This is a genomic window from Leucobacter luti, assembly GCF_050310065.1.
In the GTDB taxonomy this organism is placed as follows: Bacteria; Actinomycetota; Actinomycetes; order Actinomycetales; family Microbacteriaceae; genus Leucobacter; species Leucobacter luti_B.
The window spans coordinates 914,427-934,176 of record NZ_CP190007.1 but is presented as its reverse complement, the minus strand read 5'-3'; the positions used below and the strand labels follow the sequence as shown (position 1 = coordinate 934,176).

Annotated in this window: 27 protein-coding genes; 19 read left to right on the top strand and 8 right to left on the bottom strand. The window is 68.4% G+C overall.

Features of this window, described 5'->3' with window-relative positions; all coding sequences use genetic code 11:
• The first annotated feature begins 123 nt into the window (after window positions 1-123).
• Window positions 124-2,457, top strand: a complete 2,334-nt coding sequence (gene purL, locus ACOPJ3_RS04250; protein ID WP_427870591.1) for a phosphoribosylformylglycinamidine synthase subunit PurL — start codon at window positions 124-126, stop codon at window positions 2,455-2,457.
• Window positions 2,458-2,568: 111 nt separating this feature from the next.
• Here the strand turns inward: purL and tmk are convergent, their stop codons facing one another.
• From tmk to ACOPJ3_RS04210, 8 genes are all read right to left on the bottom strand, one after another.
• Complete coding sequence (gene tmk, locus ACOPJ3_RS04245) at window positions 2,569-3,201, bottom strand: dTMP kinase (RefSeq protein WP_427870590.1); 633 nt, start codon at window positions 3,199-3,201, stop codon at window positions 2,569-2,571.
• Window positions 3,202-3,208: 7 nt separating this feature from the next.
• On the bottom strand, window positions 3,209-6,013 hold the full coding sequence (gene topA, locus ACOPJ3_RS04240; RefSeq protein ID WP_427870589.1) for a type I DNA topoisomerase: 2,805 nt from the start codon (window positions 6,011-6,013) through the stop codon (window positions 3,209-3,211).
• A gap of 173 nt (window positions 6,014-6,186) precedes the next feature.
• Window positions 6,187-6,978, bottom strand: a complete 792-nt coding sequence (locus ACOPJ3_RS04235) for a peptidoglycan DD-metalloendopeptidase family protein (protein ID WP_427870588.1) — start codon at window positions 6,976-6,978, stop codon at window positions 6,187-6,189.
• A complete protein-coding gene (locus ACOPJ3_RS04230) occupies window positions 6,975-7,277 on the bottom strand; it encodes a TadE/TadG family type IV pilus assembly protein (protein ID WP_427870587.1) in 303 nt (100 codons plus the stop codon). The genes ACOPJ3_RS04235 and ACOPJ3_RS04230 overlap by 4 nt, the downstream gene beginning before the upstream one ends.
• Before the next feature lie 152 nt (window positions 7,278-7,429).
• Window positions 7,430-7,537, bottom strand: a complete 108-nt coding sequence (locus ACOPJ3_RS04225) for a DUF4244 domain-containing protein (protein WP_427870586.1) — start codon at window positions 7,535-7,537, stop codon at window positions 7,430-7,432.
• 8 nt (window positions 7,538-7,545) lie between these two features.
• On the bottom strand, window positions 7,546-8,970 hold the full coding sequence (locus tag ACOPJ3_RS04220; protein WP_427870585.1) for a recombinase family protein: 1,425 nt from the start codon (window positions 8,968-8,970) through the stop codon (window positions 7,546-7,548).
• A complete protein-coding gene (locus tag ACOPJ3_RS04215) occupies window positions 8,967-9,374 on the bottom strand; it encodes an ImmA/IrrE family metallo-endopeptidase (RefSeq protein WP_427870584.1) in 408 nt (135 codons plus the stop codon). The genes ACOPJ3_RS04220 and ACOPJ3_RS04215 overlap by 4 nt, the downstream gene beginning before the upstream one ends.
• Before the next feature lie 8 nt (window positions 9,375-9,382).
• Entirely contained in the window at window positions 9,383-9,886 is a 504-nt protein-coding gene (locus tag ACOPJ3_RS04210) for a hypothetical protein (RefSeq protein ID WP_427870583.1), read from the bottom strand.
• An 88-nt stretch (window positions 9,887-9,974) separates the two neighbouring features.
• Here ACOPJ3_RS04210 and ACOPJ3_RS04205 point away from each other — a divergent pair, with 88 nt between their 5' ends.
• The 18 genes from ACOPJ3_RS04205 (at window position 9,975) to ACOPJ3_RS04120 (ending at window position 19,676) form a co-directional block, all read left to right on the top strand.
• Window positions 9,975-10,253, top strand: coding sequence for a helix-turn-helix domain-containing protein (locus tag ACOPJ3_RS04205; protein ID WP_427870582.1), 279 nt, complete (start codon window positions 9,975-9,977; stop codon window positions 10,251-10,253).
• Window positions 10,250-10,465 (top strand): hypothetical protein, encoded by a 216-nt coding sequence (locus ACOPJ3_RS04200; RefSeq protein ID WP_427870581.1) that lies wholly within the window; start codon window positions 10,250-10,252, stop codon window positions 10,463-10,465. Before ACOPJ3_RS04205 ends, ACOPJ3_RS04200 begins: the two co-directional genes overlap by 4 nt.
• 84 nt (window positions 10,466-10,549) lie before the next feature.
• A complete protein-coding gene (locus ACOPJ3_RS04195) occupies window positions 10,550-10,771 on the top strand; it encodes a hypothetical protein (RefSeq protein WP_427870580.1) in 222 nt (73 codons plus the stop codon).
• Between the two features lie 4 nt (window positions 10,772-10,775).
• Window positions 10,776-11,009 carry a hypothetical protein gene (locus tag ACOPJ3_RS04190; RefSeq protein ID WP_427870579.1) on the top strand — a complete coding sequence of 78 codons (234 nt, stop codon included), beginning with the start codon at window positions 10,776-10,778 and terminating at the stop codon, window positions 11,007-11,009.
• Window positions 11,006-11,428, top strand: coding sequence for a RusA family crossover junction endodeoxyribonuclease (locus tag ACOPJ3_RS04185; RefSeq protein WP_427870578.1), 423 nt, complete (start codon window positions 11,006-11,008; stop codon window positions 11,426-11,428). Before ACOPJ3_RS04190 ends, ACOPJ3_RS04185 begins: the two co-directional genes overlap by 4 nt.
• A gap of 3 nt (window positions 11,429-11,431) precedes the next feature.
• Window positions 11,432-11,761, top strand: a complete 330-nt coding sequence (locus tag ACOPJ3_RS04180; protein WP_427870577.1) for a hypothetical protein — start codon at window positions 11,432-11,434, stop codon at window positions 11,759-11,761.
• Entirely contained in the window at window positions 11,758-12,789 is a 1,032-nt protein-coding gene (locus ACOPJ3_RS04175; protein WP_427870576.1) for a YqaJ viral recombinase family protein, read from the top strand. The genes ACOPJ3_RS04180 and ACOPJ3_RS04175 overlap by 4 nt, the downstream gene beginning before the upstream one ends.
• The gene (bet, locus tag ACOPJ3_RS04170; RefSeq protein WP_427870575.1) at window positions 12,786-13,691 is read left to right on the top strand and encodes a phage recombination protein Bet; all 906 of its coding nucleotides are present in this window, start codon (window positions 12,786-12,788) and stop codon (window positions 13,689-13,691) included. Before ACOPJ3_RS04175 ends, bet begins: the two co-directional genes overlap by 4 nt.
• On the top strand, window positions 13,688-14,137 hold the full coding sequence (locus tag ACOPJ3_RS04165) for a hypothetical protein (RefSeq protein WP_427870574.1): 450 nt from the start codon (window positions 13,688-13,690) through the stop codon (window positions 14,135-14,137). Before bet ends, ACOPJ3_RS04165 begins: the two co-directional genes overlap by 4 nt.
• A 5-nt stretch (window positions 14,138-14,142) precedes the next feature.
• Window positions 14,143-14,400, top strand: coding sequence for a hypothetical protein (locus ACOPJ3_RS04160; RefSeq protein WP_427870573.1), 258 nt, complete (start codon window positions 14,143-14,145; stop codon window positions 14,398-14,400).
• Window positions 14,397-14,594, top strand: coding sequence for a hypothetical protein (locus tag ACOPJ3_RS04155; RefSeq protein WP_427870572.1), 198 nt, complete (start codon window positions 14,397-14,399; stop codon window positions 14,592-14,594). Before ACOPJ3_RS04160 ends, ACOPJ3_RS04155 begins: the two co-directional genes overlap by 4 nt.
• On the top strand, window positions 14,591-14,950 hold the full coding sequence (locus ACOPJ3_RS04150) for a hypothetical protein (protein WP_427870571.1): 360 nt from the start codon (window positions 14,591-14,593) through the stop codon (window positions 14,948-14,950). The genes ACOPJ3_RS04155 and ACOPJ3_RS04150 overlap by 4 nt, the downstream gene beginning before the upstream one ends.
• A gap of 5 nt (window positions 14,951-14,955) precedes the next feature.
• Entirely contained in the window at window positions 14,956-15,675 is a 720-nt protein-coding gene (locus ACOPJ3_RS04145; RefSeq protein WP_427870570.1) for a hypothetical protein, read from the top strand.
• Window positions 15,659-16,006: a hypothetical protein gene (locus ACOPJ3_RS04140; protein ID WP_427870569.1), complete on the top strand. Its 348-nt coding sequence runs from the start codon at window positions 15,659-15,661 to the stop codon at window positions 16,004-16,006. The genes ACOPJ3_RS04145 and ACOPJ3_RS04140 overlap by 17 nt, the downstream gene beginning before the upstream one ends.
• Entirely contained in the window at window positions 16,003-17,322 is a 1,320-nt protein-coding gene (locus ACOPJ3_RS04135; protein ID WP_427870568.1) for a replicative DNA helicase, read from the top strand. The genes ACOPJ3_RS04140 and ACOPJ3_RS04135 overlap by 4 nt, the downstream gene beginning before the upstream one ends.
• Window positions 17,323-17,325: 3 nt before the next feature.
• The gene (gene ssb / locus ACOPJ3_RS04130; RefSeq protein WP_427870567.1) at window positions 17,326-17,862 is read left to right on the top strand and encodes a single-stranded DNA-binding protein; all 537 of its coding nucleotides are present in this window, start codon (window positions 17,326-17,328) and stop codon (window positions 17,860-17,862) included.
• Window positions 17,863-17,881: 19 nt separating this feature from the next.
• On the top strand, window positions 17,882-18,127 hold the full coding sequence (locus ACOPJ3_RS04125) for a hypothetical protein (RefSeq protein WP_427870566.1): 246 nt from the start codon (window positions 17,882-17,884) through the stop codon (window positions 18,125-18,127).
• Window positions 18,128-18,362: 235 nt separating this feature from the next.
• A complete protein-coding gene (locus ACOPJ3_RS04120; protein ID WP_427870565.1) occupies window positions 18,363-19,676 on the top strand; it encodes a DNA cytosine methyltransferase in 1,314 nt (437 codons plus the stop codon).
• Window positions 19,677-19,750 lie beyond the last annotated feature (74 nt).

Here is a 19,750-nt window from a genome sequence, read left to right as displayed (position 1 = left end):
ACGAAGCCGCTGCTCAGGCCACACACAGGGCAATCGCGCGCGCGATCCCGCGTAGACTGGAGGGCGACCCACGGCCCCCTCGGGGCCGCCGAGCCTGGATTCGATTAACGGAGCACATCGAGCGTGACTGACACCGCCGCCCCCACCACCGGTCCCCGCCCCGATACCGTCGCCGACGCGATCGCGACGCCCGACAAGGAGCAGCCGTTCGAGGCCCTGGGGCTGAAGCCGGACGAGTACGCGCAGATCCGCGAGATCCTGGGCCGCCGCCCCACCTCGGGCGAGCTCGCCATGTACTCCGTCATGTGGTCGGAGCACTGCTCCTACAAGTCCTCGAAGATCTATCTCCGCCAGTTCGGCAAGAAGGTCAACGACAAGATGCGCGAGCGCCTGCTCGTCGGCATGGGCGAGAACGCCGGCGTCATCGACGTCGGCGAGGGCTGGGCCGTGACGTTCAAGGTGGAGAGCCACAACCACCCCTCCTACATCGAGCCGTTCCAGGGTGCCGCGACCGGTGTCGGCGGGATCATCCGCGACATCATCTCCATGGGTGCGCGCCCCGTCGCGGTCATGGATCAGCTGCGCTTCGGCGACATCGACGACCCTGACACGGCGCGCGTCGTGCACGGCGTCGTCGCCGGCATCAGCTCCTACGCGAACTGCCTCGGCCTGCCGAACCTCGGCGGCGAGACCATCTTCGACGGCGTCTACCAGCAGAACCCGCTCGTCAACGCGCTCGGCGTCGGCGTGCTCCGCCACGAGGACCTGCACCTCGCGAACGCCTCGGGCACGGGCAACAAGGTCGTGCTCTTCGGCGCGCGCACGGGCGGCGACGGCATCGGCGGCGCGTCGATCCTCGCCTCCGACAGCTTCAGCGAGGGCGGGCCGACCAAGCGCCCCGCCGTCCAGGTCGGCGATCCCTTCGCGGAGAAGGTCTTGATCGAGTGCTGCCTCGAGCTCTTCAAGGGCGAGCTCGTCGAGGGGATCCAGGATCTCGGCGCCGCCGGCATCTCGTGCGCGACCTCCGAGCTCGCGGCGAACGGCGACGGCGGCATGTTCATCTCGCTCGACGACGTGCTCCTGCGCGATCCCTCGCTGACCGCCGAGGAGATCCTCATGTCGGAAAGCCAGGAGCGCATGATGGCGATCGTGCACCCCGACAAGCTCGACGCGTTCCTCGAGGTCACCGCGAAGTGGGACGTCGAGACGAGCGTGCTCGGCGAGGTCACCGACACCGGCCGCCTCGTCATCAACTGGCGCGGCGAGGAGATCGTGAACGTGGATCCCTCGACCGTCGCGGTCGACGGCCCCGTCTACGAGCGTCCCGTCGCCTACCCCACCTGGATCGACGCGCTGCAGGCCGATACGGTCCGCGCGGCGGGCCTCGCCCGCCCCGAGTCCGGCGAGGAGCTGCGCGCGCAGATGGTCGCCGTCGCGGCCTCCCCGAACCAGGCCGACGTGTCCTGGGTCACGAACCAGTACGACAAGTACGTGCTCGGCAACACGGCGCTCTCGTTCCCCGACGGCGCGGGCATGATCCGCGTCGACGAGGAGAGCGGGCTCGGCGTCGCGATCGCGACCGACGCAAACGGCCGCTACTGCCAGCTCGATCCGTTCGTCGGGGCGCAGCTCGCGCTCGCCGAGGCGTACCGCAATGTCGCCACCTCGGGCGCGGTGCCAACCGCCGTGACCGACTGCCTGAACTTCGGCAGCCCCGAGAACCCCGAGGTCATGTGGCAGTTCTCGCGCGCCGTGGAGGGCCTGTCGGACGCCTGCCTCGAGCTCGAGGTGCCCGTGACCGGCGGCAACGTGTCGCTCTACAATCAGACGGGTGACACCCCGATCCACCCGACCCCGGTCGTCGGCGTGCTCGGCATCATCGACGACGTCGCGCGCCGGATCCCGAGCGGCTGGCAGGACCAGGGCGAGCACCTCTACCTGCTCGGCACGACCCGCGACGAGCTCGACGGCTCGGCCTGGGCTGGCACCGTGCACGACCACCTCGGCGGTGTGCCGCCCGTGGCCGACCTCGCGGCTGAGCGCTCGCTCGCGGAGCTGCTGCAGGCCGCGGCGCTCGGCGGGCTCGTGTCCGGCGCCGTCGACCTCTCCGAGGGCGGGCTCGCGCAGGCGCTCACCGACGGCGCGCTCCGCTTCGGCGTCGGCGCCCGCGTGTGGATCGACGAGATCATGTCGCGCGACGGCGTCGACGCGGTCGCCGCGCTCTTCTCGGAGTCGCAGGCGCGCGTGCTCGTCGCCGTGCCGCACGAGGAGGACGTGAAGTTCCGCGGGCTCTGCTCGGGGCGCGACTTCCCGGTGCTGCGCATCGGCGTGACCGACGGGGCCGGCGCAGACGCAGCGATCGAGGTGCAGGATCGCTTCACGCTCCCCCTCGCCGAGCTCGGCGCCGCGGCCCGCGAGACGCTCCCGTCCCGCTTCGGCCCGGTCATCGCGGAGTAGCCCGCGCTCCGTCGCCCCGGCCTACCCGTTCCCTGGCCCTGCCAGAGCGAACCCCGGCAAGGTAGGGGCAGAATTGAGCTTGGCGTGGGTGGGCGACCCTGGTTGGCGGGGCTACTGCGGGAGGTAGGAGCTCGCGGCCGCTACGATGCGGGCGTGGAGCTCCTCCACAGGGAGTGACGCGTCGAGCACGATGAAGCGGTCGCGGTCCTCGCGCGCGAGGGCGCGAAAGCCCTCCCGCACGGCCTCGTGGAACTCCCTGGCCTCGGCCTCGAGCCGGTCATCTGTGCCGCCGCGCTCGGCCCTGCGCTCGGCGCCCGTCTCCGGATCCACGTCGAGGAGCACCGTGAGCGCGGGCCACAGCCCACCCGTCGCCCACTCGCTGATCCGGCGCACGTCGGCGCCGTCGAGCACGCGCCCGGCGCCCTGGTAGGCGAGCGAGGAGTCAATGTAGCGATCCTGCACGACGACGGCCCCGCGTTCGAGCGCGGGACGCACGACCTTCGCGATGTGCTGGGCCCGATCCGCCGCGTAGAGCAGCGCTTCGGCGCGCGGGTCTACGTCGCCGATGTCGTCGCCGCCGTGGAGCAGCAGCGACCGGATCTCCGCACCGAGCCGCGTTCCGCCCGGCTCGCGCGTCTGCACGGCCTCGAGGCCGCGCGCCTCGAGCCACGAGGCGAGCAGCCGGGACTGGGTCGTCTTCCCAGCCCCGTCGCCACCCTCGAGCGTGATGAAGAGCCCGCTCATCTGGCGATCATCCGGCCTCGGCCGCCTTCTTCGCTGCGGCGTTCGCGGCGCGCGTCGCGGCCGCCTTCTTCGCCGCGGCCGAACGCGCCGGGTCGACGGCCTTCTTCGCGCCAGACTTCGCCGCGGTCGCCTTCTTCGCTGCGGGCTTCTTGGCCGCCGCCTTGCGGGCCGGCGCCTTCTTCTTTGCGGGGCCCTTCGCGCGCTTGATCGCGAGCAGCTCGATCGCGCGCTCGAAGCTGATGTCCTCGACGCTGTCGCCGCGCGGGATCGTCGCGTTCGTCTCGCCGTCGGTCACGTACGGCCCGAAGCGGCCGTCGCGCACGCGCACGGGCTTGCCGCTCACGGGGTCGGCGTCGAACTCCTTGAGCGCGCTCGAGGCCTTGCGGGCGCCGTACTTCGGCTGCGCGAACAGCTCCTGCGCCCCGGCGAGGTCGATCGAGAAGATCGCGTCCTCGCTCGGCAGCGAGCGCGTGTCCGTGCCCTTCTTGAGGTACGGGCCGTAGCGGCCGTTCTGCGCCGTGATCTCGGCTTCAGACTCCGGATCGACGCCTACGACGCGGGGCAGCCCGATGAGGGCCACTGCGGCGTCGAGGTCGATCGTCGCGGGGTCCATGCTCTTGAAGAGCGACGCGGTGCGCGGCTTGTGCCCCTTCGGGAGCTCCTCGTCGTCGTTCGGGAGCTCGGTCACGTAGGGGCCGAAGCGGCCGTTCTTCGCGACGATCCGCTTGCCCGTCTCCGGGTGCAGGCCGACGACGCGATCCTCGGCGGGCTCGGCGGCCGCGAGCTCGTGCGCGCGCTCGGGCGTCAGCTCGTCCGGGGCCATCCCGTCGGGAATGTTGACGCTGCGCGGTTTGAGCGCCCCGTCCTCTCCGACCTCGCTCTTCTCGTCGAAGACCTCAAGGTAGGGCCCGTACTTGCCGTTGCGGAGCGAGATCTGGTCGTCGATCCGGATCGTGTTGATCGCTCGCGCGTCGATCTCGCCGAGGTTGTCGACGACGCCGCGGAGGCCCGGGTGGGAGTCGGATCCGAAGTAGAACTCGGTGAGCCAGCTGCTGCGGTCGGTCTCGCCCGCGGCGATCTTGTCGAGATCGTTCTCCATCTCGGCGGTGAAGTCGTAGTCGACGAGGGCGTTGAAGTGCTCCTCGAGCAGGCGCACCACGGAGAAGGCGATCCAGCTGGGGACGAGGGCCTGGCCCTTCTTCGCGACGTAGCCGCGATCCATGATCGTGCTGATGATCGCCGCGTAGGTTGAGGGGCGCCCGATGCCGAGCTCCTCGAGCCGCTTCGTGAGGCTCGCCTCCGTGTAGCGCGGCGGCGGGCTCGTCTCGTGCCCCTTGGCCTCGGGCTCGCGCACCGCGAGCTGCTCCCCCTCGGCGAGCTGCGGCAGTGACACGTTCTGCTCCTTGTCGCCGCGCTTCTCGTCGCGCCCCTCCTCGTATGCCAGGAGGAAGCCGGGGAAGGTGATGACCGTGCCGCTCGCGGTGAACTCCGCCGAGGTGGGGGCCGAGGCGCCCTGCTCCTGGAGCTGGATCCCGAGCGCGACCGTGTCGGTCGAGCCCTTGGCGTCGGCCATCTGGCTTGCGACGGTGCGCTTCCAGATCAGCTCGTAGAGCGCGAACTCGCCCTGCGAGAGCTTCCCGCGGAGAGAGCTCGGCCGCTGAAAGACGTCGCCGGCGGGCCGGATCGCCTCGTGCGCCTCCTGGGCGCCCTTCGACTTGCCCGTGTAGACGCGGGGCTTCTCGGGCAGCGTGTGCGCGCCGTAGAGTTCGGAGGCCTGGGACCTTGCGGCCTGGATCGCCTGCTTCGAGAGCGTGGGCGAGTCGGTTCGCATATAGGTGATGTAGCCGTTCTCGTACAGCGACTGCGCGAACGACATCGTCTGACGCGAGCTGTAGCGCAGCTTGCGCGAGGCTTCCTGCTGCAACGTCGAGGTCGTGAAGGGCGCGGCGGGGCGGCGGGTGTGCGGCTTCGTCTCGACCGACAGGACCTTCGCTTCCGTTCCTGCCGTGATGAGCGCGGCGAGCGCCTTCGCGCGCTCTTCGCCGAGCGCGAGCACGCCCGCCTTCTCGGCCTTCTCCTTCAGCTTGCCGCCGTCGGTGAAGTCGCCGCCGGTCGCGAGGCGCTTGTCGTCGAGACGGATGAGGCGTGCCTCGAACTCGGATCCCGCCGCCGCGGCGGCGAAGACGGCCGTCAGGTCCCAGTACTCGGCCGCGCGGAACGCCTGACGCTCGCGCTCGCGGTCGACGACGAGGCGCGTCGCGGCGGACTGCACGCGACCGGCCGACAGCTTCGGCGCGACCTTCCGCCACAGCACCGGGGAGATGTCGTAGCCGTAGAGCCGGTCCAGGATCCGGCGGGTCTCCTGCGCGTCGACGAGCGCGATGTCGAGGTCGCGCGTGTTCGCCTTGGCCTGCTCGATCGCCTCCTTCGTGATCTCGTGGAAGACCATGCGGCGCACGGGCACCTTCGGCTTCAGGACCTCGAGCAGGTGCCAGGCGATGGCCTCACCCTCCCGGTCCTCATCCGTTGCGAGCCAGACTTCGTCGGCACCCTTCAGGGCGCGCTTGAGCTCCGCGACCGTCTTCTTCTTGTTGTCGTTCACGACGTAGTACGGCGCGAAGCCGTTATCGACGTCGACGGCGAAGCGGCCAAACGACCCCTTCTTCAGCTCGCTCGGGAGCTCCGAGGGCTCGGCGAGATCGCGGACGTGGCCGACCGAGGCAATGACCTCGTAATCATCTCCGAGGTAGCCTCCGATCGTCTTCGCCTTGGTGGGCGACTCGACGATGACGAGTTTCTTCGTACCCTGCACGGGTCTCCTTCTTCACTGCTTCACTCCGGCCGCCGGCATCCCGAGCGGGGCGGCAGACGGTTCTGCACCGACACGATACACACTCTCTCGTGAGAATCCACTCACGCGGCGCGCCTCCCTTATTTCTACCACCACCTTTCGGGATCGTCGCGGCCGTGGAGTGTTCTGGCGCTTTACGGGCCCCCGATCAGGGGCAGGGGATCGATGTCTGCGATCGCGTTGCTCGGCCTCGTGGACATCGTGAAGTGGGTGTGCGGCCCCGAGGTGCAGCCGCTCATTCCGGCCGTGGCGATCTGCTGGCCGGCGCGCACCCGGGACCCCACGCCCAGTCCGAGCCGCTCGACGGAGCCCGGCTCGATGTGGTTGTGGGAGCTGAAGATCACCCGCCCGGCGTCCTCGTGCCGCACGATGACCGTGTGGTTCGGGCCGCGCCACCAGTCCGGATGCTCCCGGCACGCGGCCGGCATTCCGCCGCCGTCCGCGCCGGCGCTCACGATGATGCCGCCGCGGGGCGACAGGAGGGGCCCGCCCGGCACCACGGCGAGGTCGAGCGCGAAGTCCAGGTGGTGGCCCTGAGTGATCCCCGGCTGTGTTGAGGGCCAGACCCAGCGCCCCGGCGGGTCGTCAGATCCAAGCACCGCCGCGAGTTCCGGATCCGGCCCGGCACGCGCGCGGGCACGCACCTGCCCGAACGGCGTCGCCGCACGGAGCACGACCCGCGCTTCGCCCAGGCCCGTCACCCCACAGCTCTCCACCGTCGCCGCCCGGGTCTGCGCGAGCCGCTCGGCGAGCTCGCATGGGCCGCCCTCGGCAAACCCTGCGGTGGAGTCCGCTGCGGCGAGCGCCGCGGCATCCGCTGCCGCCGCGACTCCGACCCTGAGCTCGATCGCCGCGGAGGCCCCGATCACGGGGAGGGCGAGGCACGCCGCCACCACGACGCACGCCGCCATCGCCGGGACGCTCACGATGCCGCCGCCCTGTGCCTCGCCTCGGCCGCGCAGGCGGTGACCGAGATGCTGATCGCGCCCAGGATCCCGCGGCCGGGCGACTCGCTCAGGGTCGCGCAGAGCAGCGGCCCGTCGTGGCGTCGTTCGACCTGCACCTGTCCTGGACGCTCGCGCAGCAGCCGCTCCGCGGCGCCAGCGTCGCCCCTCGCCTCGAGCCGCACGAGCTCGCCGGCGAGCGAGGACAGTGTGACGCGCTGGGCCGCGATCGAGATCCCGCCAATCATCAGGCCCAGTACCGCGACCACGGCGGGGAGCACGATCGCGAACTCGGCCGTGACCGCTCCGCCGCAGTCTGCGGCGAGCGCGCGAAGGCGCCTTCCGACCCGACCGCAGCCGCGGTACCCGCGGACGCTCCGGGGGCGCCGAGGCGCCCCCGGAGCGTCGCGGCCACGCCATCGTGTTCGACGAATCACATGTCCCCACTGAGCGCAGAAGAGATGAAGGACATGAGTTGCTGCCGGATCTCGGGCGACCGCACGATGGTGACGAGCACCCCGCCCAGTACAACGGCCGCCATGATCACTATCAGGTATTGATAACTACATGCGAACCCCAACGAGTGAAGATCGTGATGGTGCTGTCGGTCTCGACTCGTACGACCTCGATGATCGCTCGGAGGATCTGCTGCTTCTCGTCGACGGGGATCGTGTCCCACCGTGTGAGTGCGGTCTCGATTCCTGCGAGGTAGAGGTCTGGGGTGATCTTGTGTTCACGCTCAGCTTTCGCGAGCTCGGCGCGTAGGCGGTCGCTCTCCGCGGTGAGGCTGTCTCTGGTTGCACGGTAAGCGGGCTCGGGGACGAGGCCGGACACGAGGTGCTCTGTGAGCTTCACGAGCCGCCGCTCTACGGCGGTTATCTCCCGAGCTAGGGTCTCAGTGTCAACGTGGTCGAGATCGGGCGCTGACGGGGCGGCAGTGAGCGGGAGGGTCTTCACCCACTCCCCCACTGCGCGGTCGACTCGCCAGGTTGCGATCGTCTTCGCGCGTGGCGGGTGCGGCATCGTCGATGGGCACACGTACGAGTGGTAGATCGTGGTGCCGTCGTGCCTGGCCTTGGTCGTGTTGCCGTACCGCTTGCGGCCGCAGTGGCAGACGACGAGGGAGGACAGCAGGTGCACGGACTTGCGCGGCTTCATCGGCACGGTGCGGTCCTTGCGCATGCGCTCGTACATCGCCCAGGTGTCGCGGTCGATGATGCCTTCGTGAGCGCCCTCCCGGATCTCGCCGTGGTACTCGACCAGGCCCGCATGGATTGGTGAGTCGAGGAGCTTGCGCACGGTCGCGGGGATCCAGTCTCTGCCGTTGATCGTGGTCGCGCTGCTCCGGTTCAACCAGGCGCTGATCGCGGAGAACCCGTGCCCCGAGATGTACATCTCAAACAGCTTCGGCACGAACGGTGCACGGTCTGGGTCGGCTTCGATGTGGGTCTTCTTGCTCACCCACCCCCAAGGCACGGATCCCGTCGGGGGTAGCCCGAGGTTGAAGCGGCGCGCCCTGACTTCGGCCCACTGCTCGCCGATCTGCTCGGACTGAAATGCGGCGTACTCGGTCATGACGCCGCGCGCGAAGCGACCCGACGCTGTTGCCGTGTCGATCGGTTCGGTCGCTGACTCAATGCGGCCGCCGGCGAGGTCAACGCGGTCGGCTGCGAGCGCCCAGTCTTTCCGCGAGCGCGACAGGCGCGACCATTTCCAGAGGATGATAACCTCGGCGTCGCGGCGCTCGATCATGTCCATCACACGCTGCACCGCCGGTCGCTTCGACCAGGTGCGCCCGGACAGTCCTTCGTCAGTTTCGACGGCGACGACTTCGTATCCGCGCGCCGTGCAGTAGTCGCGGCCTGCGATCTCCTGCAGCTCGAGACTGATCGACTCGTCGCGGGCAACGGACTGGCGCAGGTAGAGGACCGCCCGCGGCGCGACGGACGGGACGGGGCGAAGGTTCGTGCTCATGCGAGTTGCCTGCGTGGCGGGCGTGCGTAGGTGCGCAGACCGAGACGCTGCAACGCGAACCGCTGGTAGTTGCGCACCATCGTCTCGGTCACGCCGAGCTCGTCCGCGACGTCTTCAACGTACGGCGAGATGCGCTCTGCGCGCGCATACGACTCAGCGTCGATCAGGAGCTGGCAGGCGTACTCGTTCGCCTGGTCCTCGGTTCGTGCGGTGGAGCAGTCGTGGTCGTAGTAGGCGTGCCCGAGCTCGTGCGCGAGGGTGCATCGAGCCTCGACCTGCGTGAGGCGGCGCGACAGGTAGATCGACTTCGTCGGCCGGTCGTAGAAGCCAAGCAGGCCCGGCGTGATGGTCGCGGAGCGCACGGCGACACCGAGGTCGGCAGCGATCGAGATCAGGCGGTGCATTGGTACTCCTATCGGTCTTCGGGTGCCTCGTCGGCGGCGGTGTGGCGGTCTGCCTCATGCTCGCCCGTCTGGGCCGCTTGACCGTAGTACTCGACATTCCCTGCGTCGTCGATCAGGTCATCTGCGGTGAGGCCCTGAGTGTGGCGCAGACGGGTGACATTCCCGGCAGAGGTGATGGCCTGGTCAACCGGTGCGTCGAACATGATCGATGCGGGTGTGACGTCGAGGCGGCGCCCTACTTCGAGCACGAGCTCCTCGTCGCTCGCAGCTTGAAGTGCTCGCTCTACGCCTTCGACGCCGGCGTCCTCGATGGTGAGGTGCCCGGTCGCGATGAGGTCGTTGACGACTGCACGACCGTAGGCGCGGGACACAGCACGAACGGTCTCGAATGCCAGTGCGTCGTCGTTCACTTGCCGAATGAGTTTCGCTGCAGTCACTCCCGCTTTCCGCGCTGCTGCTCGGAGGGAGTCTTGCCCGCGTACGTCGTCGATCCACTTCATGGCGATGTTCATGTCTCAACCGTAAGACAAATGCGTCTCGCGTGCAAGACAATTGACTCACACGCTTGACACGTTGTATCACCCGTGATTCGATTGCATCATGAACGAAACAAATGACACGGCTGTGATTCACCCGGTGCCGATCGTCCGGCCGGGCCTCCTCGACCGACTCAAGACCAACTCCGGGATCCGCACCGACGAGGCCTTCGCAGCATCGATCGGCATCAGCCGGGCGACGCTCGACCGCCTCAGGAAGGGCGACACCCCAGACCTGCGGACCGTGGTCATGATCGCCCGCTCGTACGGGATCGGCCTCAGTGAGGTCGTCACCGAGGTCGACCCCTCCGAGCTCGACGCTGAGTTGGCGGCCGCGGGATGAGCGCCGGCCAGTACGCGAGTGAGGCCGATGTCCTCGCGGCTGCTGGCCGGATGCTCGCCCGCGGGATCGTCCGCAGCATGTCCATGGATCCGCACGATGCAGCGCTCGCAGCGTTCATCCCTAACGTCACCCCACCTGTTGAAGAGCTCGAGGCGCAGATTCGGAGCTTCCACGTCGAGGCAGAGGCCCGCGTGAAGCAGCTCGCCGCCTAGCTCGCCCATTCTCCAGCCACACGTTTTCGCGCGACTGCTGGGTCGCGTGGTTCAGCACACCCAATTTCGGAAGGAAACCGATGAATGTCTACCTCTCAGCCCACTCGACGCCGCGACTGGACGTCGCTCGTCTGGCGATCTTTGTGCGTCCTGGCCGCCGTTCCGGCCGCCGCGGTCTTCACCGGCTTGTGGTGGTGGATGCCAGCCCTCGGGCAGGCGCTGCTCGCCGCACCGGGCTTGGTCGTCACGCTGCTGCTCGTCCTGGCGTGGTTCGCCGAGTCCTCGCCGGGTTCCGGAAGGCGGTGATCGCATGAGCAGGATCCAGCCCGAGGAAGCGCGGCACGTGCTCTGGTCGATCGGCGACCCGCGCGGGTACCGGCCGGGGAGCTTCACTGAGACGTTGCTCTCCGCGATCGCGAAGGCCGACGTCGGCAACCGGCAACGCCTGTTCCAAGCGTTCCCCGGACTCGTGCAGGCCGCCACTCTCGCTCGCACCGCGGGCGGCCGTGAAGAGCTCGCACGCATCGCGGAGGCACGGCCATGAGCCGCCGTCTCCTCGTCTCGTTCCGTGCTGACGGCACCCCGCGGCCGCAGGGCTCAAAGAAGGCGTTCGTCGTGAAGGGGCGGGCGGTGATGGTCGACGACAACAAGCCGCAGCTCAAGGAGTGGCGGAATGCAGTCAAGGCCGCTGCGGCCGCCGCGCTCGTCGCGCACGGCATCGAGCCGAAGGCGGAGGGGGCTCTCGCGGTCGCGCTCGAGTTCACGTTCGAACGGCCGAAGTCGGTGAAGCGTGCGATGCCGCACGTGGCCCCCGACCTCGACAAGCTGCAGCGCTCCGTCCTGGATGCGCTCACGACCGCCGGCGTCTGGAAGGACGACGCGCAGGTCACCACGATCTCGGCCCGAAAGATCTACGGGCCGAACCCTGGCGCTCTGGTGAGCGTCTACCGAGAGAAGGAATGAGAAATGACTGTCAAGTACACGAGCAAGCGCCCCGATGAGGAGCTCGACGGCATGCAGGCCCTCGAGGATCACTTCACCACTGGCGCACCCGATGACGTCGTGGTGGTCGCTGTGATCTCGCGGCACGGGATCGCGAAGACGGATCCGTCGAACGACTGGCAGGCGACGGTGCGCGTGAAGCACATCGAGCAGGTCACGGGTGAGGACGAGCGCGTCGTCCGCACGCTCCTCTCCGAGGGGTACGGGAAGCGCACGGGGAACACTCCCCTGCCGATCGAGGACATCGCGGCCGTCGCCGAGCTGCCGATCCCCGAGGGCGGTGAGGAGCAGTGAGCCTCACCTTCACCGACCTCGACCCTGTGCCCGCGCTCGTCGACCTCGAGTCGCGTGCCGGCGCATCCGACAAGAACCGTGCGGAATGGCTCGCGCAGCGCGCCGGCGGGGTGACGGCGACCGAGCTCGCGAAGATCATGATCGCCCCGAACCGGGAGCTCGCGATCGCGGACCTCGTGAAGCAGAAGCGCGAAGGCGACTCGTTCACCGGGAACGCGTACACGGAGTGGGGGAATCAGCGCGAGCCAGTCATCGCCGCGCACCTCGCCCGCTACGGAGTATCCCCGGAGTCGCGCGTCTTCCACGCGGCCGACAACTCCCGCTACCTCGCATCCCCTGACGGGATCTCGGTGAACTTCGACGGGGAGCTCGAGCTCGACGAGATCAAGACATCGGGAGTGCCGCTCCCGAAGGGGTCCGAGGCGCTCGCCTCGAAGGGGTACGAGTGGCAGATGCAGTGGTGCAACCGCGTGACGGGTGCCGTCGGCTGTCACCTGAACGTGGAGCAGCGCCTCGGGCAGCCGGGCCAGTTCTCCGTCGGCGAGCTGTCGCCGCGTGAGTGGTTCCCCCGCGACGAGGGCATGATCGCGCAGCTCGTCGAGGTCGCCGACCTCGTGCTCGCGGCGATGGATAGCGAGTCGGGGCCGGCGATCAACGAGGAGGTGGACACGCATGCCGTGAACTACCTCCGCGCGATCGACGAGGAGAAGGCGTGGGCGGCGCTCAAGAAGCGCGAGTATGCGGCGCTCATTGATCTCGGGATCTCGCAGGAGTCGCCGCTCGCGCGGGTCACGATCACGCCCGGCACTCCGGACGTGGACTGCGTGGAGGAGGTCGTCGACCTCGAGGCGGCCGAGGCGGCGCATCCGAAGGAGGCGCAGCAGCTCGCCAGGGCGAAGGCCCGCGTCGAGAAGCTGCAGGCCGCTTGGGACGCGCTGGCGGACCAGCACACGAAGACGGTTCAGGCCGTGAAGAAGGGCAAGGCGGCTCGGGCGACCGTGACCGCTGGGAAGGGAACGAAGAAATGAGCACGGCAGTAGCAGAACGCGAGTCGGCGGGAACGAACCTCGTGCTCGCTGCAGAGCAGACGTTCTTCAATGAAGCGCAGCAGGCCGCGCTCGTGCAGATGGGTCTCGGCAGTGCGCCTCGTGGTGACATCGAGACGTTCTTCCATCAGGCGAAGCGTTCCGGACTCGACCCGTTTGCTCGCCAGATCTACATGATCGAGCGCAGATCGAAGGTCCGCGGAGAGTGGGTCACGAAGTACACGATCCAGACGTCGATCGACGGGTTCCGTGTGATCCGCGACCGAAAGGGCACCTTCCGCGGCATGGAGGAGCACTGGTGCGGGACCGACGGCGTGTGGCGCGAGGTGTGGCTGGAACAGCGTCCGCCGGCCGCCGCTCGCATCACGCTCTACCTGGATGGGTTTGTGAAGCCCGTGACGGCGGTTGCGCGGTACGACGAGTATGTGCCGTTGCGAGACGGCAAGCCAACGGGCCAGTGGGGCAAGATGCCCGCTCTGATGACCTCGAAGGTGGCCGAGGCTCTGGCATTGCGCAAGGCCTACCCGCAGGACTTCTCAGGTCTCTACACCGCCGACGAAATGGCGCAGGCTGAGAACGCTCCTGCCGCGCAGGCTCCTGCCCAGCGGCCGACTCCGGCGCCCGCCCCTGCCCACGCCGAGCCGGATCCGGTCGCGGCCGAGGAGGAGCCGGTCGAAGCGGAGATCGCGTTCGACGGGGCTGCCTGGATCGAGCGCATCCAGGCCGCGCTCGCCGCAGAGCCCAACGAGCGGGGTATCGAGATGCTGCGCGCCCTGCATGGTGAAGCGCGAGCGGAGGGCCTGCTCAGTGAGGTGCTCGTCGAGGACATGACCCTCAATCACGTGCTGCGCGCGTCGAAGTCCGAGATCGAGGCGCGGCCGTGACCACGCCACAGCCGCACACCGCGGCCGAGGTCGAGGGGTGGGTGGCTCGGATGCGGCAGGAGATCGCAATCGAGCCGCCCGCTCCGGGCGAGCTGCGCACCCCGGACGACATCGTGCATCAGCTCGAGCTCGTCGACTCGGTCGCGAACAAGGCGCTCTGGATCGTGAAGGAAGCGGACCGGGTGCGGGGCGACGCGGCGGAGGTACTGCTCCGGGTGAAAGCCAAAGCGCAAGCAACGGTCGAGGGCAAGAACGCCGAGCAGCGTGCGGCCGCGGTCGACATCGCGACGGAGGCGGAGCGGGCCGAGGAGTCGGCAGCGCAGATCTCCTACCGGTACGCGAAGGGCCTCGCGGATCTCGTCGATTCGCGTAAGAGCAGCTTGCAGACGCAGGCGAAGTTGGTGCTCGCGACTTACCAGTTGGCGGGCGACCCGAGAAGGGGATGAAGGAAATGCAGGCAGACGAAGAGATCGACTGGTCGGACGTGGCGAACGTCGCCGACCTCATCGCCGAGCGTGATGCGGCGAAGGAGGAGGCGCGGAAGGCGCGCATGGAGCAGGCGAACGCTGTCGCGGATCTCGCCGAGGCGCGAGCACACCTCACGAAGGGTGTCTTGTTCGAGGCGAGGCGGCAGGCGCGCAGGATCGGCGGTGACTCGGCGATGGAGGTCGTGACGAGCACGGCGAAGCGGTTCGGGGTGACGCTGTGACGCTCGAGCGGCGCCTGCAGGAGGTCGTGGTCGGCGACCCGGTCCGGGTGGATGACGACACCGACACGTGGCGCGTTGATGAGCGGGATCCCGTGACGGGGATGCTCACCCTCGAGTCGTTGCGGTCGACGACGCGGATGCGCTGGGAAGGCGTGCACGAGTTCCGGGTGACGAAGGCAGGGCTGTTCGCGTGAGCAACAAGCGGATCGGCCCAATGCCGGAGGACCACGTCGAAGCTCTCGCAGTCCGCTCGAACGGCAAGTGCGAGGCCGGCTGCGGGAAGGCGGCGACGCAGATCCACCACCGGCGGTTCACGGGCCGCGGCGGCCGCCACAACCTCGCGAATCTGCTGCACCTGTGCGGGTCGGGGAACCACACGGGCTGTCACGGGGTCGCGCATAAGGGGCGTGCCCCTGCGGGGTGGGCGATCAGCCGGCACGACCTTCGGGACGAGGCGCAGATCCCGTTCGTGGATCTCGGCGGCCGGACGAGGTGGCTCGACGATTTGGGCGGCAAGCATGCCCGCCCTCAGATGACAAGGAAGGAGTGATTGAAATGGCTGAAGGTTTCGCAGCGATCCCGACCTGGATGATCCGTGACGAGCGCGTGAGCGCGAACGCGATCATGGTCTACGGGTCTCTCGCGTCGCGGGGCGGCCTGGACGCGGTGATCCCGGGTCGGGTGACGATCGCCCGTGAGGCTCGGTGTTCGGTGCGCTCGGTCGCTTATGCGCTCGCCGAGCTCGAGGCGCTTGGCGTGGTCGAGCGCATTGAGCGGCGCGGCCCGGGTGGGGCTCAGCTCTCGAACGAGTATGTGCTTTCGAACCGCCCCCGTGCACGTGCTGCACGGGGGGAGGGTGCAGGGAGTGCACACCCCCCGTGCAAGAGCGAGCAAACGCTCCCTCTTATAGAGGTAGATAGTTCTGAGGTAGATACATGCGCAAATGCGCATGCGCAGAGTGCGCACGACTTCGACGAGTGGTGGCAGGTCTACCCGTTGAAGAAGGACAAGGGTCGCGCACGGTCCGCGTTTAAGTCGGCTTTGAAGAAGGCTTCGTTCGAGGTGCTGCTCGATGCTGCGGCGGCGTATCGGGATGACCCGAACCGGGTTCCTGAGTTCACGAAGTATCCGGCGTCGTGGTTGAACGCTGAGGCGTGGGAGAACGGGGCGCTTCCAGCGCGTGGGCTGGTTGCTGGCGGTTCGGCTGCGGAGCGGATGGCGGCTCGGGTTCGGGGCATGCAGTCAGAGGGGGTGCGCCATGAGCTCGGGGCGTGAGGTGCTGACGCATGCGGAGCGCGCCGCGCTGCGGGCTACAGCGGGCGATCAGGCCAGGGTGGGCCAGTCGGTCACCCCGGCCCCTGATCGGCCCTTAGATCGCCGCCCAGCGATCCAGCAGTGGGAGGACGTGCTCGCCGTTCTGACGTGGGCTGCCGGCTACGACCGCATCGAGCGCGGCCGGTACGAGGCCGAGGCGTGGCTCGAGGTGCTCCGGGGGCTTGCGGTCGAGGACGTGAAGAACGCGATCACGGACCACTACCGCCGCTCCCGCTACCCGGTGATGCCTGCCGACATCATCCAGACCGTTGAGGAAGGACAGGACTGGTGAACGAGCCGATCCAGTACGACCCCCAGACCGAGGCGTTCATGCTCGGTGCGGTGTTCGCGGATCCGTCCGCGATCTGGGAGGTCCGGCAGATCGTTCGCGCGAGCGACTTCGCGATCCCCCGCAACGCTGCCCTGTTCTCGACGATGTGCGACATCGCCGACGCCGGGACGACGGTGTCGCCGATCACGGTGAACGATCGCCTCGTCGCGGTGGGGCGATCGCATGAGGTGCCGGCCACCTACTCGCACGAGCTCTACGGGCTCGGCGCGTACGGGTGGCAGGCGATGCAGTACGCCGAGATCGTGCGCCGCTTCGGGGAGCGCCGGAAGCTGCACGAGGCTGCCGTCGGGATCCAGGAGATCGCCGCCTCGGGTGATGGGGAGGGCGACATCGTTGAGAAGGCGGCCAGCCTAATCGCGGATCTCCGGGAGGGGACGCTCAGGCAGTCGCGTCCGATCGGGTCGGTGTTCGGGGAGCTCGTCGAGGAGATGCAGACGCAGGCACCGTTCGTCCCGTCGCCGTGGCCGTCGCTGAACGCGATGATCGGCGGGATCCGGAAGGGGTCGCTGTACACGGCCGCTGCGCGCTCCGGCGGCGGCAAATCGATCTTTGGGCTGCAGCTCGCCCTGCACATCGCGGAGAGCGGGAAGCGGGTCGGGTATGTGTCGCTCGAGATGACCGAGAAGGATCTCCTGAAACGGCTGATCTCGATGATGCAGGGCATCCACCAGGGCGCCTTGCAGAATCACCAGCTCACCGCGCAGGGGTGGGAGGCAGTGCAGGCCGCGAAGGCCGCCGTCGAGGCGCTCCCCCTCGAGGTGTTCGATCGTCCCGGCGCACGCTGGGAGGACATCGTCGGCTTCGGGAACGCCCTGCACCGGAAGGGTGACCTGGGTCTCATCGTGATCGACTACCTCGGCCTCGTGAAGAGCCCGCCCGGGTCGGCGTCACGGCAGCAGGATCTCGAGGACTGGGCGAACGCGGCGAAGCAGCTCGCGAAGCAGCTCGGCTGCGCGGTCCTGATCCTCGAGCAGCTGAACCGCAACATGACCAATCGTCCGAACCCGCGCCCGATCATCTCCGATCTGCGCGGCTCCGCGGGGCTCGAGCACGCATCTGATGCGGTCGTGCTCTTGCACCGCGGCGAGAAGAAGATCGGCGGGAAGCTCGTCAAGACCTCCGACATCGACTTCATCACCGCGAAGAACCGGCAGGGAGAGACCGGGACTCGCACGCTCCGCTTCGAGGGGCAGTACGCACGCATCGTCCAGAAGGAACACGAGAACACGGCTCTTATCGAGTCGGGAGAGGTCTAGATCATGGCCGGAGAACCGATCATCACCATCGTTGGAAACGTCGTCGCGGATCCTGAGTCGCGCGTCTCGCAGGCGGGGAAGCCCTGGGTGACGTTCCGCATCGTGTCGACGCCGCGCGTCCGCGACCGCCAGTCCGGGGATTGGGCTGACGGCGAACCCCTGTGGGTGGGGTGCCGCGCGTACGGCGACTACGCCGAGAACATCGCAGCATCCATCACGAAGGGGATGCGCGTGATCGTGCAGGGTCGACTCACGCAGCGCAGCTACACCGACAACCAGGGCCAGCAGCGCACCGCACTCGATCTCGAGGTTGAGGAGGTCGGGCCGTCGCTTCGCTTCGCAACCGCGTCGGTGGCGCGCGCCGGCAGCGGGCCCGCGGGTGGCGGTTACGCGAAGACCGGGTTCGGCAGTCAGCCGGAGTACGGGCAGACCGAGGGCGGCGGCTATGGGCAGCAGGCCTGGGGTCAGCCATCCAATCAGCAGCAGGCGGAGTCCGGGCAGCAGCAGTTCGCCGGCTTCGACGACGAGCAGCCCTTCTAGGGCGGGAAGGAACACGATCATGGCCATCAGGGAACAGATCACGGTCGACATCGCGACTGTCGCGATCAACGACGAGTACCGAGTCGACCTCGTGCAGCTCAGTGTCGTGCAGGACTACTCGCCTGAGCAGGCGCGCGCTCTTGCTGACGAGCTTCGGCAGGCCGCGGACCTCGCGGAGCAGGCGTTGCGGGATGACGAGGCGGAGCGCTTCGCCCGTATGCGTGCAGCGACCCCGCGCACGATCAGTGGGGAGGCCGTGTTGTGAACATCCACTCACGCAGGACGTGCCTCATATTTCGTGCGGCCCAAAGCCAGAAGCCGAATGGAGGCGATTTCGTTCTAGCGCTCCTGAAGCAGAAGAGGGCGAGCGAGCCGAGTGCCCGCGTTTCGAAGACCAAGTGCCAAATAATGGCACCGAACTCGTCCAGCGCGGGAGCGGTGAGCCATTCAATCGTTGTCATGCCGAGGTATATGCGCGGCGGCGCGAACAGGGTGCATGGATGAACGCCAAGATGGGTTCTTTGTGCACCGGCTACGGCGGGCTCGACATCGCCGCGGAGGCGCTGCTCGGCGCGCGCACGGCCTGGTGCGCCGAGTTCGAAGACGCTCCTTCGCGAGTGATCGAGGCCCGCTACCCTGGCGTGCCGAACGTGCTCGATGTGAAGCGGATCCCGTGGTGGATCATGGCTCCTATCGACGTGATGACCGCGGGTTACCCGTGCCAGCCGTTCAGCCTCGCCGGCGCACGGAAGGGTGAGGATGATCCGCGGCACCTGTGGCCGTCGATCGCGGAAGGCATCAAGGTCACGCGTCCCCGGCATGTGCTCCTCGAGAACGTGCGCGGGCACCTCTCCCTTGGCTTCGACAAGGTGCTGCACGACCTGAACGCGCTTGGGTATGGGGTTGCGTGGCGGATCCTCTCGGCTGCCGCCGTCGGCGCGTGCCACAGGCGGGAGCGTCTATTCATCTATGCGCAGCCGGCGGAGCACGTCGCCGCACCGGGGAGCGTGGTGCTCGCGGTCGCGGGCGCCTACGGCTGGACCGCTGCCGAGGCCGATCTCTTCGGGGAGCGGGCGCCGTACCGGGAGGCGCTGCCGGTGTCAGGGGTCATGGTTGAAGGCCGGATCTACGCGACGGCGATGCCACAGCCAGTAGTCGAGTCGCCGTTGTTCCCAACCCCGGATGCGTCGGTCGCGAACGACGGGGAGGGACTGGATACGTGGCTCGCTCGTCGCGAGCGGGTGAAAGCGACGGGCATCAACGGGAACGGGATGGGGATGCCGCTCGCAATCGCCGTGCAGACGCTGCCGACGCCGACCGCTCACGACTCACTATCGGGCCCGGACTACGCTCGCTCAAAGCGAGTTGGTTCCGGAGGAGACGATCTCGCCACTGCGGTTGCTCTCCTGCCTACGCCGGCCGCCGGCGATGCTGCCTTTGGGATGCCTCGCACGTCTGGCCGCCCGCCTGAGAAGTCGACGCACCTCGCGACCCGACTCGCGTTCACCGACTTCGGTGCGTTCGGGCCAGCGGTCGCCCGCCATGAGCGGATGCTCGGAAGGCCGGCCCCAGCGCCGACTCGACCGAACACCAAGGGCAACCCCGAGCACACGCCAGAGTTCGTTGAGTGGATGATGTGCCTCGAGCCGGGCCGCGTCACGGACCCCGCACTCTGGGGCCACCTCACGCCACGGAAGGCCCGTGAGGTGCAGCTGAAGATGCTCGGCAACGGGGTCGTCCCCCCGCAGGCACTCGCCGCATTCCAGAGTCTCACGGCGGTTGTGTGCAAGCGAGTTGAGGTGATCGCGGCATGACCACACGAAATCTCACCGAGGTCGAACTCGAGGTACTCGAACGGCTCGGCGTCAGCAAGAACGAACTGGAACAG